The 15,023-nt window shown below is 69.9% G+C and carries 13 protein-coding genes; 12 read left to right on the top strand and 1 reads right to left on the bottom strand.

The window, feature by feature from the left end:
* Nucleotides 1–92 precede the first annotated feature (92 nt).
* The 12 genes from typA (at nucleotide 93) to dapC (ending at nucleotide 13,981) form a co-directional block, all read left to right on the top strand.
* Nucleotides 93–1,997 (top strand): translational GTPase TypA, encoded by a 1,905-nt coding sequence (gene typA, locus ACFPCV_RS06750; RefSeq protein ID WP_378055171.1) that lies wholly within the window; start codon nucleotides 93–95, stop codon nucleotides 1,995–1,997.
* Nucleotides 1,998–2,207: 210 nt separating this feature from the next.
* Nucleotides 2,208–3,875, top strand: a complete 1,668-nt coding sequence (locus ACFPCV_RS06745) for an ABC transporter family substrate-binding protein (protein WP_378055170.1) — start codon at nucleotides 2,208–2,210, stop codon at nucleotides 3,873–3,875.
* Between the two features lie 486 nt (nucleotides 3,876–4,361).
* Entirely contained in the window at nucleotides 4,362–6,065 is a 1,704-nt protein-coding gene (locus ACFPCV_RS06740) for a peptide ABC transporter substrate-binding protein (protein ID WP_378055169.1), read from the top strand.
* Between the two features lie 121 nt (nucleotides 6,066–6,186).
* A complete protein-coding gene (locus tag ACFPCV_RS06735; RefSeq protein WP_378055168.1) occupies nucleotides 6,187–7,119 on the top strand; it encodes an ABC transporter permease in 933 nt (310 codons plus the stop codon).
* Between the two features lie 16 nt (nucleotides 7,120–7,135).
* Entirely contained in the window at nucleotides 7,136–8,092 is a 957-nt protein-coding gene (locus ACFPCV_RS06730; RefSeq protein ID WP_378055167.1) for an ABC transporter permease, read from the top strand.
* A gap of 28 nt (nucleotides 8,093–8,120) precedes the next feature.
* A complete protein-coding gene (locus tag ACFPCV_RS06725) occupies nucleotides 8,121–9,164 on the top strand; it encodes an ABC transporter ATP-binding protein (protein ID WP_378055166.1) in 1,044 nt (347 codons plus the stop codon).
* On the top strand, nucleotides 9,161–10,222 hold the full coding sequence (locus ACFPCV_RS06720; RefSeq protein WP_378055165.1) for an ABC transporter ATP-binding protein: 1,062 nt from the start codon (nucleotides 9,161–9,163) through the stop codon (nucleotides 10,220–10,222). The genes ACFPCV_RS06725 and ACFPCV_RS06720 overlap by 4 nt, the downstream gene beginning before the upstream one ends.
* 76 nt (nucleotides 10,223–10,298) lie before the next feature.
* Nucleotides 10,299–11,249 carry an ABC transporter permease gene (locus tag ACFPCV_RS06715; protein ID WP_378055164.1) on the top strand — a complete coding sequence of 317 codons (951 nt, stop codon included), beginning with the start codon at nucleotides 10,299–10,301 and terminating at the stop codon, nucleotides 11,247–11,249.
* The gene (mshB, locus tag ACFPCV_RS06710; protein WP_378055163.1) at nucleotides 11,249–12,091 is read left to right on the top strand and encodes an N-acetyl-1-D-myo-inositol-2-amino-2-deoxy-alpha-D-glucopyranoside deacetylase; all 843 of its coding nucleotides are present in this window, start codon (nucleotides 11,249–11,251) and stop codon (nucleotides 12,089–12,091) included. The genes ACFPCV_RS06715 and mshB overlap by 1 nt, the downstream gene beginning before the upstream one ends.
* Before the next feature lie 2 nt (nucleotides 12,092–12,093).
* The gene (locus ACFPCV_RS06705; protein ID WP_378055162.1) at nucleotides 12,094–12,483 is read left to right on the top strand and encodes a hypothetical protein; all 390 of its coding nucleotides are present in this window, start codon (nucleotides 12,094–12,096) and stop codon (nucleotides 12,481–12,483) included.
* 86 nt (nucleotides 12,484–12,569) lie between these two features.
* Nucleotides 12,570–12,896 carry a ferredoxin gene (gene fdxA, locus ACFPCV_RS06700; RefSeq protein ID WP_378055161.1) on the top strand — a complete coding sequence of 109 codons (327 nt, stop codon included), beginning with the start codon at nucleotides 12,570–12,572 and terminating at the stop codon, nucleotides 12,894–12,896.
* The gene (gene dapC, locus ACFPCV_RS06695) at nucleotides 12,893–13,981 is read left to right on the top strand and encodes a succinyldiaminopimelate transaminase (protein ID WP_378055160.1); all 1,089 of its coding nucleotides are present in this window, start codon (nucleotides 12,893–12,895) and stop codon (nucleotides 13,979–13,981) included. Before fdxA ends, dapC begins: the two co-directional genes overlap by 4 nt.
* Here the strand turns inward: dapC and ACFPCV_RS06690 are convergent.
* Complete coding sequence (locus ACFPCV_RS06690) at nucleotides 13,970–14,788, bottom strand: CHAD domain-containing protein (protein WP_378055159.1); 819 nt, start codon at nucleotides 14,786–14,788, stop codon at nucleotides 13,970–13,972. The two genes, dapC and ACFPCV_RS06690, sit on opposite strands and share 12 nt — an antisense overlap.
* Nucleotides 14,789–15,023: the final 235 nt, after the last annotated feature.

The following is a 15,023-nucleotide window of genomic DNA, read 5'->3' as shown; positions in this document are numbered from 1 at the left end:
CCGCCAGTCGGGCCAGCTATCCTCGACAGAGCGCCGCGATCGATCTTCCGCGCGCAGCCAATGACGCCAGACCATGAATCAGGAGCACGCGCGTGCCCGCCACCGACACGATCTCGCCCGCGATCGCCAGGACCGACCTACGCAACGTCGCGATCGTCGCGCACGTCGACCACGGCAAGACCACGCTCGTCGACGCTATGCTCCGGCAGACCGGCGCCTTCTCCACCCGCGCCGAGCCGATAGACCGGGTCATGGACTCCGGCGACCTCGAACGCGAGAAGGGCATCACGATCCTCGCGAAGAACACCGCCGTGCACCGCGAGACGCCGGACGGGCCGGTCACGATCAACGTGATCGACACCCCCGGCCACGCGGACTTCGGCGGCGAGGTCGAGCGCGGGCTGTCGATGGTGGATGGCGTGGTGCTGCTGGTCGACGCGAGCGAGGGCCCGCTGCCCCAGACCCGCTTCGTGCTGCGCAAGACGCTCGCCGCCGGCCTGCCCGTCCTGCTCGTGGTGAACAAGGTGGACCGGCCGGACGCACGCATCGAGGAGGTCGTGTCCGAGACGCACGACCTGCTGCTCGACCTCGCGACCGAGCTGGACACGATCGACACCAACATCCTCGACCTGCCGGTGGTCTACGCCTCCGCCCGCGCGGGCAGGGCCTCGCTGACCGCGCCCGCCGACGGCGAACTGCCCGACAGCGAGAACCTCGACCCGCTGTTCGACGTGCTGCTCGAGCACGTGCCGCCGCCAGCGGGTGACCCGGAGGCGCCGCTGCGCGCGCTGGTCACCAACCTCGACGCGTCCAGCTTCCTGGGCCGCATCGCGCTGTGCCGCGTGCACGCGGGCACCATCCGCAAGGGCCACCAGGTCGCGTGGTGCCGCGAGGACGGCAGCGTCACGAACGTCAAGATCACCGAGCTGCTGATCACGCAGAACCTCGAGCGGGTCCCCGCCACCAGCGCGGAGGCCGGTGACATCGTCGCCATCGCGGGCATCCCGGAGATCACCATCGGCGACACGCTTGCCGACCCGGCGAACCCGGAGCCGCTGCCGCGCATCCACGTCGACGAGCCGGCCATCTCGGTCACCATCGGCGTGAACACCTCCCCGCTCGCGGGCCGGGGCGGCGGCACCAAGCTCACCGCGCGGATGCTGAAGAGCCGGCTGGACTCCGAGCTGGTCGGCAACGTGTCCGTGCGGGTCCTGCCGACCGAGCGGCCCGACGCCTGGGAGGTGCAGGGCCGTGGCGAGCTGGCGCTCGCGATCCTCGTGGAGACCATGCGCCGCGAAGGTTTCGAGCTGACCGTCGGCCGCCCCGAGGTCGTCACCCGCACCATCGACGGGCAGCTGTGCGAGCCGTTCGAGCGGCTCACCGTGGACGCGCCGGAGGAGCACCTCGGCGCCATCACCCAGCTGCTGGCCGCCCGCAAGGGCCGCCTGGAGCACATGGGCGGGCACGGCACCGGGCGCGTGAAGGTCGAGTACGTCGTCCCGTCCCGCGGCCTGATCGGCTTCCGCACCGACTTCCTCACCGAGACCAGGGGCACCGGCATCGCGAACGCCATCTTCGAGGGCTACTTCCCGTGGGCGGGCCAGATCCGCGGCCGCCACTCCGGTTCGCTGGTCGCCGACCGGTCCGGCTCGGTCACCAGCTACGCGATGATCCAGCTGGCCGACCGGGGCACGTTCTTCGTCGAGCCCGGCGCGGACGTGTACCAGGGCATGGTCGTCGGCGAGAACCCGCGCGCCGAGGACCTCGACGTCAACGTCACCAGGGAGAAGAAGCTCACGAACATGCGCTCCTCCACCGGTGACGAGCTGGAGCGGCTCGCGCGGCCGCGCAGGCTGGTGCTGGAGGAGGCGCTGGAGTTCTGCGCCAACGACGAGTGCGTCGAGGTCGCGCCGGACGTCGTGCGGATCCGCAAGGTGATCCTCGACAGCACCCAGCGCGGCAGGGCACGATCGCGGGAGAAGTCCCGCGACGCCTGACCGGATTCAACGGTGTCGGTCCCGGCCCGGCGACACCGGCGGACCGCGGGCGGTCAGTGGCTGAGTGCCGTCACGTTCCCCTGAGGTAACTGCTGATCAAGCACAGACTGTCGCGCAAGGATCCAAAGAACAGGCCCTGGTCACATCGCGGAACCCGGTAGCCGCCTCCCACGTCAGTCCTGGAGGATGGCAGGGTTTCGGGTTGGGGAGGTGAGGTTGTTGCGCAAGCCGCTGGCCGCGTTCGTCGCGCTGGTCGCGCTGGTCGCGAGCTGCACCCCCGCGCCCCGCCTGAAGGACACGCCGGTCTCCTCGCCCGCGAACACGCCGGTCGACACCGGTGAGGTCGTGGTCGGCGTCGACACGATCGCGGGCGGCTACAACCCGCACAACTTCGCCGACCAGTCGGCCATCACGACCGCGCTGTCGACGCTGCTGCTGCCCTCGGTGTTCCGGCCCGGCCCGGACGGCACGCCCCGGCTGGACCGCACGCTGATGACCTCGGCCGCGGTCACGCGCACCGAGCCCTACACGGTCACCTACCAGATCCGCTCCGACGCGTCCTGGTCCGACGCGGCACCGGTCGCCGCCGAGGACTTCGTGTACCTGCGCGAGCAGATGACGAGCCAGCCCGGCGTGCTCGACGCGGCGGGCTACCGGCTGATCTCCGACATCAACGCCCGCGACGCGGGCAAGGTCGTCGAGGTCGTGTTCGACGAGCCCTACCCCGGCTGGCGGACGCTGTTCGACGACCTGCTGCCCGCGCACATCCTCAAGGACGCGCCGGGCGGCTGGACCGGGGCGCTGCAGGCCAACTTCCCGGCCACCGCGGGCCCGTTCACGGTCAAGACGCTCGACAACGACCGCGGTGAGGTCGTGCTGGAGCGCAACGACCGGTACTGGGAGGACCCGGCGAAGCTGGACCGGATCGTGCTGCGCCGCGCCGAGCAGAAGGGGCTGGTCGACGCGCTCGAACAGGGCCACGACCAGATGGCGCTGGTGCGCACCGACTCCGTCGGCGCCGACACCATCGGCGCCCTCGCCCCCGCCGTCACCACGACCACGGTCCCGCGGCCGTCCGTGATGACCGTGTACCTGCGCCCGTCGGGGCAGCTCGCGGACCTGCCGGTGCGCCAGGCGCTGGTCGCGATGATCGACCGGGAGCAGCTGATCACCGTCGGCACCGGCAACGGGCCCGCCGCGCTGCTGCGTGCCGACGCGCAGGTGCTGGCCCCGACCGCGCCCGGCTACCAGCCGACCAGGCCCGCCGCCCTCACCTTCGACGCGGCCGCCGCGCAGACGCTGCTGACCGGCGCCGGGTACACGCGGACCAGCGCGGGCTGGGCCCGCGACGGCAGGCCGCTCGAACTGGTCATCGGTGTGGCCGAGGAACGGCCCGCCGACGTGCGGATCGCGAAGGACGTGCAGCGCCAGCTCGCGGCGGGCGGGGTGGTCGCCGAGGTCACCGAGCTGCCCGGCGCCGAGCTCTACCAGCGCCTGTACCCGGCCGACGGCACCGAGGGCGGCGACCCGGTGGACATCGCGGTCACCGGGCGGCCCGCGGGCGGGGACCCGGCCACCATGCTGGCCACCGACTTCGGCTGCCGCACCGCCACCACCCCGCCGGAACCGGCCAACCCGGCGGGTTACTGCGACCCGGCGATCCAGCCGACCATCGACGCGGCCCTCACCGGATCACTGTCCGTGACCGAGGCGTTGACCTCCGTGGAGCCCGCGCTGTGGCGCGCGGCCGTCGCGATCCCGCTGTACCAGGAGGCCGACGTGCTCGCGGTGCGCGACGAACTGTCCGGCGTCTCGGCGGGCGCCGGGTTCGCCGGCCCGTTTGCCGGCGCCGCTTTCTGGACGCGTTCCCCGAAGTAAAGGAAAGCGGCGCGGTTACGGCGCCGTCACATTTGCCGCACCCGACATTCCCGTATTTACCACTTTCACGTTCCCGTTTCGGCGCCGGACGACGTTCCTGGTTGGACACCTGGGTGTCATCGACCTTTTGGGCCACCACCCCCCGTTCGTCGGTTGCCACTCACGATTTTCAGCGCCCCGTAATCACTGCATCGCTTCCCGCCACCACCGTGTCACCCTTTGGTCACGATCAAGGCCAATCTCGTGACGTGAGTAAGCGGAGTTCCTAGCGTCCTGCAACGGTGCGTCGGCGACAGGGCTCCGACGCGTCACAAGATCGAGATGACACGTGGTCCGCGCCAAGCAAGAGCCGACCACGCGGCGGCACGGTGCTTCCCCGACATGGCCCCCGCCGCGCGGTACCCACCGGCTCCGTGCACGATGTGTCACGACAACACCGGGCGCACGCTCTTCGAGTGCGTGCTCGCTCATGGAGGAACTATCTTGATGAGGAATCACACGTGGCTCCGGGCCGCGGCCGGCCTCACGGCTGCCGCGCTGGTGCTCACGGCCTGCTCTCAGAAGGAAAACGAGGGCTCCGGCGACACCGGCGGCGACGCCGCCCCGTCCGCGGGCTGGCCGGAGACGCCGGACGTCGAGATCCAGGAAGGCAAGCCGGGCGGCACCTTCCGCTTCGGCATCACCGAGCCGACCGCGATCGACCCCTACAACGCCCAGGAATCCGAAGGCCTGCTGGTCACCAAGTACATCTTCACGGGTCTGATCCAGGCCGACCCCGATGGTGAGATCCTGCCCGGTGTCGCGGACAAGTGGGAATCGAACGACGACTGCAGCGAGTGGACCTTCGACCTGAAGACGGGCACGAAGTTCCACAACGGTGAGGAGGTCACCTCCGAGTCGTTCAAGCGCGGCTGGGAGCGGGTCTCCGCCAAGACGTCGGCTTCCGAGGTGGCCTACCACCTGACCGGCATCGAGGGCTTCGACGAGATGCAGGCCGGCACCGCGAACGCGCTGTCCGGTGTCGACGCGTCCGACCCGGCCAAGCTGGTCGTCACGCTGACCGACCCGAACTGCGAGTGGTACCTGCGCACGTTCCACCCGGTGTTCAGCCCGGTCCCGTCCACCGCGGGCGCGCCGTCCACCAACACCGCGTACGTCGAGGCCCCGATCGGCAACGGCCCGTTCATGATGGACGGCGCCTGGCAGCACGACGTGGGCATCAAGCTCAAGCGCTTCGAGGACTACTCGATCGGTCACAAGGCGTACCTGGACAACGTCGAGATCACGATCACCGCGAACGGCAGCCAGGACGAGTACGCCGGCTACCAGAACGGCACCTTCGACTGGGCTCGCATGCCGACCCCGGTCCTGGAGCAGGCCCGCGCGACCTACGAGTCGAAGGACCAGTGGATCACCCGTGAGACCAACGGGATGAACTACCTGCTGGTCATGGTGACCGAGGCGCCGCTCGACGACGTGAAGGCCCGCAAGGCCATCTCGATGGCGATCGACCGCGACGCGATCATCAACGGTGTGTTCAAGGGCTCGCAGACCCCGGCGTCGTCGTTCGTGCCGCCGGTGTTCGAGGACGCCTTCCAGGAGGGTGTCTGCGAGGCGTGCACCTTCAACCTCGACGAGGCCAAGAAGCTCGCCGAGGAAGCCGGCCTGACCAAGGGCACCGAGCTGAACTTCCAGTTCAACGTCGACGCGGGTCACGAGGAGTGGACCGCGGCGGTCAAGGACCAGCTCGAGACCAACCTGGGCCTGAAGGTCAACCTGTCCGGTGTCCAGTTCCCCGACCTGCTGAACAACGAGCAGCAGCCGGGTGCCAGCGGCATCTACCGCGCCGCGTGGGGCGCCGACTACCCGACGCCGTCGAACTTCCTCCAGCCGCTGCTGTCCACCGAGGCCATCGGTGCGCCGGCGGGCGAGCCGACCACCGGTGACAACCGCGGCCGCTACAGCAACGAGAAGTTCGACACCCTCCTCAAGGAGGCCCTCGCCAGCCAGGACGAGGCCGAGCGGACCAAGAAGTTCCAGGAGGCCGAGAAGATCGCCATCGGTGACGACCAGGCGCTGATCCCGCTGTGGAACCGCACCCAGCACCGTCTGGCGAACACGGAGAAGTTCATCAACCTTCGGATGGACTTCAGCGAGAACCCGGACCTCTACGAGATCAGCATCAAGTAACTGAATAACCTGGGTGGCCGTGGTCTGAGTACTCAGACCACGGCCACCATCGGGTTGGGACCTCGATTCCAACCGGGGATGAGGTTTCGGAACGCTACGCTCAGAAAGCCGGCGCTAACCAATGGGGAAGTTCGTAATCCGCAGGCTCGCCCAGGCCGTCATGGTCGTGATCGCGGCGACGATCCTGCTGTTCATCGGCCTTTTCGTGCTCGGGGACCCCTTCGCGTCCAGTGGCGACAAGGTGGTGCCGCCCGGGACGCAGGAGATCCTGCGGGAGAAGTTCGGCATGGACCAGTCCCTGCCGATGCAGTACCTGACCTATCTGGGGAACCTCGTCACCGGTGACCTGGGCATCGATCTCAACCAGCGTCGCCCGGTGGCCGACATGATCGGCGCGGCCCTGCCGAACACCGCGCGGCTGGCGTTGGTCGCGATCGTCATCGACATCATCATCGGCGTGGTCGCCGGCATCATCGCCGCCGTCTGGCGCTACTCCTTCTGGGACGTCCTGGTCACGATCCTGACCACCCTGACCATCGGTGTGCCGACCTTCGTGATCGGCGTCTGGCTGCGGCAGACGGTGACCGGGGAGTTCATCTTCCCCCAGGTCCCGAGACCGTTCACGGACATGGCGCCGTGGTACACCGAGGTGCTGCTCCCCGCCCTCACTCTCGCGATCGTGGACGCGGCGTTCATCGCGAGGCTGATGCGTGGCTCCATGCTCGAGGTCCTTCGCATGGACTACATCCGCACCGCCCGCGCCAAGGGCCTCGGTGAGCGCACCGTGATCATGAAGCACGCCTTCCGCAACTCGATCATCCCCGTGGTCACCTACGTCGGCATCAGCATCGGCATCCTGCTCGGCGGCGCGATCATCACCGAGACGTTGTTCCAGTACAACGGGGTGGGCTACCTGCTGTACAGATCGATTCTGCAGAACAACAACCCGGTGATCATGGCGATCGTGACGTTCGCTGTGCTGATCTACGTGCTGCTCAGCATGATCGTCGACATTCTGTACGCATACTTGGATCCACGGATCAGGCTGAGCTGAGCGAGGCAGAACAGACATGACCACCACACCTGACCCGGCTGCGGCTGCACAGACTTTGTACGTCGAGTCGACCGGGAACGAGGACCCGGACGAGTCGGCGGCACCACAGGAGCAGGGCAAGCCGAAGTCCCACGGGCAGCTCGCCGACATGTGGCGGCGGTTCCGGCGCAACAAGCTCGCTCTGGGCGGGCTCGTCGTCGTCGGGATCCTGATCATCCTGGCGCTGCTCCAACCGTTCATCTCGCCGTACGACCCGTACGACCAGAACCTGATGAACACGTTGGCAGCGCCCGGCGGCAACCACCTCATGGGCACCGACGCGCTCGGCCGCGACCTGTTCTCCGGGTTGCTGTACGGCCTGCGGCTCGCGCTGAAAGTCGGCCTGCTGACCATGCTCGGCGCGATGATCGTCGGCACCGGGCTTGGCGCGCTCGCGGGCTTCCGCGGCGGGATCGCCGACGCCCTCGTCATGCGGACCACCGACATCTTCCTGGCGTTCCCGTTCCTGATCGGCGCGATCCTCGTGGTCCGCACGTTCGGCTCGAGCGAGTGGACCGTGATCCTGGCGCTCGTGATCCTCGGCTGGCCCACCGCGGCCCGTCTCATGCGCGGCCAGATGCTCGCGCTGCGGGAGGCGGAGTACGTCGAGGCGGCGCGCTCGATCGGCGCGTCCGACTGGCGGATCGTGACCCGGCACATCCTGCCGAACGCGATCCAGCCGGTGTTCATCTACTCGTTCACCAGCATCGGCATCGCGGTGGTCGCCATGGCGTCGCTCGCGTACCTCGGTGTCGGCGTCCCGCCGGACACCCCGGAGTGGGGCCGCATGATCAACATGGGCATCGAGCAGGTGCAGGTCGAGGGCAAGGACTACCTGTGGATGTTCCCCAGCGCGGCCATCTGCGTGACCACCCTCGCGTTCGCGTTCGTGTCCGACGGCCTGCGCGACGCGCTGGATCCGAAGCTGCGCTAGCCCGCCACAATCAAGGAGAACCACCCAGATGACCGGCTCTGCCGACATCGACCTCGACGGGCCACCAGCCCCACTGCTCGAGGTACGCGACCTGCGGGTCCACTTCAAGACCGACTTCGGCATGGTGAAGGCCGTCGACGGCGTCTCGTGGAGCGTCGACGAGGGCGAGACACTCGCGATCGTCGGCGAGTCCGGCTCCGGCAAGTCGGTGTCCGCGATGACGATCCTCGGACTGGTCCCGTCGCCACCCGCGACGTTCCCGTCCGGGGACATCCTCCTGCGCGGCCGGTCGCTGCTGAAGATGCCGGAGAAACAGCAGCGCAAGCTGCGGGGCAGCCAGATCGCGATGATCTTCCAGGACCCGCTGACCGCGCTGAACCCGGTGTTCAAGGTCGGCGACCAGATCGCGGAGATGGTCCGCACGCACCAGGACGTGTCCAAGCACACCGCCAAGAAGCGGGCGCTGGACCTGCTCGGTGAGGTCGGCATCCCGAACCCGGCGGTGCGGCTCAACCAGTACCCGCACGAGTTCTCCGGTGGCATGCGCCAGCGCGCGATGATCGCGATGGCGCTCGCCAACGATCCGCACGTGCTGCTGGCCGACGAGCCGACGACCGCGCTCGACGTGACGGTGCAGGCGCAGATCATGGCGCTGCTGCAGAAGCTGCAGGAGGACCGCAACACCGCGATCGTGCTGATCACGCACGACCTCGGCGTGGTGGCGTCCTACGCGCACCGGATCAACGTCATGTACGCGGGCAAGATCGTCGAGTCGGGTTCCGCGGACGAGATCTTCTACTCGCCCCGCCACGCCTACACCTACGGGCTGCTGGCCTCCCTGCCGAGGATGGACCAGAGCAGGCAGGCCAGGCTGCAGCCGATCAAGGGCATCCCGCCGTCACTGGCGAAGGTGCCGAAGGGCTGCCCGTTCCACCCCCGCTGCACGTTCGCGACCGAGGAGTGCCTGCCCGAGGTGCCCGCGCTTGCGCAGGTGGACGGGGAAGCGCACTACGCGGCCTGCGTGCACAGCGACCGAGTGGCGACGGCCTACGACGAGAGGGTGGCCCAATGACCCAGGCGTCCTCGCAGGGCGGGCTCGGCACAGCCGAGCAGGACCGGCAGCCGATGCTCGAGGTGACCAACCTCGTCAAGCACTTCCCGATCCGTTCCGGCGTGTTCTTCAAGCGCACGATCGGCCAGGTCAAGGCGGTCGACGGGGTCGACCTGAACATCTTCCGCGGGCAGACGGTCGCGCTGGTCGGCGAGTCCGGCTGCGGCAAGTCGACGACCGCGCGGGCGATCCTGCGGCTGCTGGAGCCCACGGCGGGCAAGGTCGTGCTCGACGGTGTCGACATGACCGGGCTCGGCAAGGGTGACCTGCGCAGGGCGCGGCGGGACATGCAGATCGTGTTCCAGGACCCGTACGCGTCGCTGAACCCGCGCATGACGATCCGGCAGACCCTGACCGAGAAGTTCCAGTTGCTCGGCCACGAGGTGAACCGCAAGACCATCGCCAACCTGCTCGACACGGTCGGCCTCGCCGAGGAGTACGCGGACCGGTACCCGCACGAGTTCTCCGGCGGCCAGCGTCAGCGGGTCGGCATCGCCCGCGCCATCGCGATGAACCCCAAGTTCATCGTGCTGGACGAGCCGGTGTCCGCGCTGGACGTGTCGATCCAGGCCCAGATCGTGAACCTGCTGGAGGACCTGCAGGACGAGCTGGGGCTGACCTACCTGTTCATCGCGCACGACCTGTCGGTGGTCCGGCACATCGCCGACCGCGTCGCGGTCATGTACCTGGGTGGCGTGGTGGAGATCGCCGACCGGGACGACCTGTTCGACCGGCCGCACCACCCGTACACGCAGGCGCTCATCTCCGCGGTCCCGATCCCGGACCCGCGGCTGGAGCGGCAGCGCGAGCGGATCGTGCTGCGCGGCGACGTGCCGAACCCGGCCAACCCGCCGTCGGGTTGCCGGTTCCGCACCCGCTGCTGGAAGTTCGAGCAGCTGTCGGAGTCCGACCAGCGCCGCTGCATCGAAGAGCCGCCCCCGCTGTACGACGTGGGTGCGGGAGCCGGGCACAAGGCGTCGTGCCACTTCGCGTCCCTGCGCGAGGTCGTGCGCGCCTGACCTGCCGTGAACGACGCTTTCGGGACGTCGAGCGTCCCGAAAGCGTCGCCAACGGCATGAGGATGCGGAGCGGCCCGTGGGCAAGTTCCTCGTGCACAGGATGGCGCACGCCCTCCTCGTGATCCTCGTGACGACGTTCGGTGCGCTGGTGGCCGTCACCGAGTTGGGCGACCCGTTCCGGATGATCGGGCCGCGCGTGCAGACCCCCGAGGCCAGGGCGATGCTGAACGAGACGTTCGGCCTCGACGAGCCGCTGTTCGTCCGCTACCTGGTGTACGTGGGCAACCTGTTCAGCGGCGACCTCGGCATCGACTTCGAACGCCGGCGCCCCGTGTTCGACCTGCTCGCCACCGCCGCGCCGAACACGTTCCGGCTCGCCGCCACCGCACTGCTGATCCAGTTCGTGGTCGGCGTGACGCTGGGGATCGTCGCCGCGCGACGGCGGCACTCGTTCGCCGACCTGGTGATCACGTTCGCCGCGGTGACGATCACCTCGCTCCCGCTGTTCGTGCTGGGCGTGTGGCTGCGGGACGCGTTCTCCGGCCGCTCGGTGCTCGGGTGGACGGCGTTCCCGCTGATCCCCCGTTCCCTCGGCATCGAGACCACGTGGCTGCAGGAGCTGATCCTGCCCGCGCTCGCGCTGGGGGTCGGCGCACTGGCGTTCACGGTGCTGCTCGCCCGCGGCTCGATGATCGAGGTCATGGACGCCGACTACATCCGCACCGCCCGCGCGAAGGGGCTCACCGAGCGCAAGGTCGTGTTCAAGCACGCGGCCCGCAACGCGCTGATCCCCGTCGCCGAGCTGTCCGCCGTCCAGCTGGGCGCGCTGATGGGCGGCACGATCATGGTCGAGGCGATCTTCCAGTACCCGGGCCTCGGCTACCTGTTCGTACGCAGCATGGGCGAGAACAACCACCCGGTCATGCTCGCCGTCACCGTGTACTCGGTCGCCTTGTTCGTGGTCGTCCTGATGCTCGCGGATATCCTGACCGCCTGGCTGGACCCACGGATACGGATCTTGGACTGATGACCCTCACCGCAGCACCACGGCTCCTCCTCGTGCACGCGCACCCCGACGACGAGAGTCTGTGGACCGGCGGCACCATCGCCAGGTACGCGGCCGCCGGTGTGCAGGTCACGCTGGTCACCTGCACGCTGGGCGAGGAGGGCGAGATCATCCCCGGCAGCCTGCGCGGGCTGGCCGCGGACGCCGCCGACCAGCTCGGCGGGTACCGCATCGGCGAGCTGCGGGCCGCGTGCGCCGCGCTCGGCGTCTCCGACCACCGCTGGCTCGGCGGCGTCGGCCGCTGGCGGGACTCCGGCATGGCCGGTGTCGGGGCCAACGCCCACCCGCGTGCGTTCGCCGGTGGTGACCTGTCCGTGCAGGCGGCCGCGCTGGCCGAGGTGATCGCCGACGTGCGGCCGCAGGTGGTGGTGACCTACGGCCCCGACGGCGGCTACGGGCACCCCGACCACATCCGCGCCCACGACGTGACCATGGCCGCGTGCGGCGCCGACGTGGCGCGGGTGTTCTTCGCGGTCACCTCCCGGCGGGCCACCGAGGAGGGCGTCGCCGCGCTCGCGAGCCGCGCCGGGCTGCCCTTCCGGCTGCCGGCCCCGGACGAGCTGCCGGTCACCGACGACGAGGTGATCACCACCACGATCGACACCGCCGACGTGCTCTCGATGAAGGTCGAGGCGCTCGCGGCGCACTCGACGCAGGTCAGCGTGTGGCAGGGCCCGGAAGGCGCGCAGGCGTACGCGCTGTCCAACGGCATCGCGCAGCCGCTGCCGCCCGCCGAGTACTACCTGCTCGGCCGGGGCGACGGCGCGGGCGCCGAGTCCGACCTGTTCGGCGGCCTCCAGTGACGGTGCGGAACTGGCTCGTCCTCGCCGTCCTGGTGGTGGACGCCGCCCTGCTCGCGCTGCTGGAGCTGCTGTTCCTGCCGCTGCGCTTCGACGGCTACCTGCTGCCCTACGCCCTCGGCGGGATGCACGTGCCGCTGAGCGCGGTCGTCGCGGCGCTGACCACGCCGTGGCTCGTGTCGGTCGCGGGGCGGCTGTCGCAGGGGCTGCTGGTGGCGGCCGCGCCACTGATCGCGTGGCTGCTCGTGGTGGCCGTGTTCGGGATGTTCGGACCCGGCGGCGACCTGGTGCTGACCGCGGACTGGCGGGCGATGTTGCTTTTCGCCTGCGGCGCGTTACCGTCGGCGATCGCCCTGGGCAGAGTGCTGGCCACCACACTCGCCGCCCCACGGTGAACACTGGTGAGGGCTGAGGAGGATACTAGTGGTGGCCGGTAACCTCATGCCTTGCTGGACACGCTGGACATCAAACAGGAGAAGCAGTGACCTACGTGATCGCCGAGCCGTGCATCGACCTGCTCGACAAGGCATGCATCGAGGAGTGCCCGGTCGACTGCATCTACGAGGGTGACCGGATGCTCTACATCCACCCCGACGAGTGCGTGGACTGCGGCGCGTGCGAGCCGGTGTGCCCGGTGGAGGCCATCTACTACGAGGACGACGTCCCCGACCAGTGGAAGGACTACACCAAGGCCAACGTCGACTTCTTCGACGAGCTCGGCTCCCCCGGCGGCGCGGCCAAGGTGGGCAAGACCTCCGCCGACCCCCAGTGGATCAAGGACCTGCCGCCCGTCACGCACGACGAGTGACGATCACGCGGCTCCCCGACTTCCCGTGGGACACGCTGGCCGACGCGACCGCGAAGGCCCGCGCACATCCGGACGGCCTGGTCGACCTGTCGATCGGCACGCCGGTCGACCCGGTGCCGCCGGGAATCCAGGCGGCGCTGACCGGTGCCGCCTGGATTCCCGGCTACCCGACCACCCACGGCACCCCTGAGCTGCGCGGGGCCGCGGCCGGGGCGCTCGCCCGGCGCCACGGTGTGCTCGTCGACCCGGCCGACGTCCTGCCGACCATCGGCTCGAAGGAGCTGGTGGCGTGGCTGCCGACGCTGCTCGGCGTCGGCGCGGGCGACCTGGTGGTGCTCCCTGCGCTGGCGTACCCGACCTACGAGGTCGGTGCGCGCCTCGCGGGGGCGGACGTCCTCCGCGCGGACAGCACGGTCGCCGTCGGCCCGGCCGCGCCGAAGCTCGTGTGGCTGAACTCCCCGTCGAACCCGACCGGCCGGGTCCTGCCGCCGGAGCACCTGCGCAAGGTCGTCGACTGGGCCCGCGAACGCGGCGCCGTGGTGGTGTCCGACGAGTGCTACCTGGCGCTGGACTGGGAGACCGCGCCGGTGTCGGTGCTGCACGACGCGGTGTCGGGCGGCTCGCACGAGGGACTCCTGGCCGTGCACTCGCTGTCGAAGTCCTCCAGCCTCGCCGGGTACCGCGCCGGTCTGGTGACCGGTGACCCGGCGCTGGTGCGGCGGCTGCTGACGGTCCGCAAGCACGCCGGCCTGATCGTCCCGCACCCGGTGCAGGCGGCGATGACGGCCGCGCTGGCCGACGACGAGCACGTGGCCACGCAGAAGGCCCGCTACGCGGCGCGCAGGGCGGTGCTCAAGCCCGCGCTCGCGGCGGCGGGGTTCAGCGTCGAGCACTCCGAGGCGGGCCTGTACCTGTGGTCGACGCGCGGCGAGGACGCCTGGGCCACCGTCGACTGGCTCGCGGAACGCGGCATCCTGGCCGCACCGGGCACGTTCTACGGCCCCACCGGCGACAAGCACGTCCGGGTCGCGCTCACGGCGACCGACGAACGCGTCGAGGCCGCCGCGAAGCGGCTACTGGCGTAGGGCCCCGGCCCGGCTGTCCACCTTCAGCCACACGTCGTGCCACGTGGCGCGCATGGCCTGCTGCTTGACCCGTTCCCGCTCGACGAGCCGCCCGGCCACGAACGCCTCGTCCAGGTCGGCCGGTGCCAGCGCCGGTACCAGTGCGCGCAACCGCTCCTCGGCGACGCACGCGTCGTGGAACTCGCCGAGCACGTCCTGGAACCTCCTGGTGGCCTTCACCAGCGCCCGTGCCCGCCCGCCGGTCGCCATCTCCGCGACGTACCGCAGCTTCTTGCCGAGGATCCGCAGTTCGTGCAGCTGCTCGTCGGTCGGGTCCGGCCCGATGGCGGCCACCTCGGCACGCAGCCGGTCGTGCGGCTTCGCGATCTCGGCGACCAGGTCCGGCGGCTCCTGCCCGCCACCGGAGGGCGTGGCGGCGGCCAGTTCGGCGAGCAGCCGCGCGTACCGGCCGCCACGCAACGCCTTGGTCGCGCGCCGCAGCGCCTTCTCCCGGTCGGCGACGAGCCCGGCGAGCAGCCGTTCGAACGCGGCCAGCTCGGCGGCGGAGAATCCGGCCGTGTCCGCGCGGAACCGCGCCAGCAGCACGTCCAGGTCACGCAGTGGGCCGAGCCGCCCGAAGAACCAGCGCAGCTCGGCCCGCAGCTCGTCGAACCCGCCCGCCGTCCTGAGCACCGCACGGGCCCTGCGCACGGCCACCCTCAGCTGGTGCACGCCCTCCGGGTCGGTGTCGGCCAGCGCCACCTCGGCGTTGACGCGCAGCTGGTGCAGCTGCTCGTCCAGCCGGACACGCAACGGATCAACGCCCATCCACCGATGCTAGGTCTTTTCCGACGGCTCCCGCACACCACCATCCCCCGGATGTCCGCATCGTCCGCCGGGGTCGCGACCGACACCTCGACTCCCGGGGGCGCGGGACACTAGGGCGTGTCCTTCGGATCTTTGTGCAAGGTCTTGGCCTGATCAGCGGTTACCTCAGGGGAACGTGACGGCACAGGACCACCAACCGCCTGCGGTCCGCGGGTGTCGCTGGGTCGGGACCAAC

Origin of the sequence: Actinophytocola glycyrrhizae (assembly GCF_042653545.1) — a bacterium.
In the GTDB taxonomy this organism is placed as follows: Bacteria; Actinomycetota; Actinomycetes; order Mycobacteriales; family Pseudonocardiaceae; genus Actinophytocola; species Actinophytocola glycyrrhizae.
The sequence above is the reverse complement of the archived record's forward strand: the minus strand, read 5'-3'. Positions and strand labels throughout refer to the sequence as shown.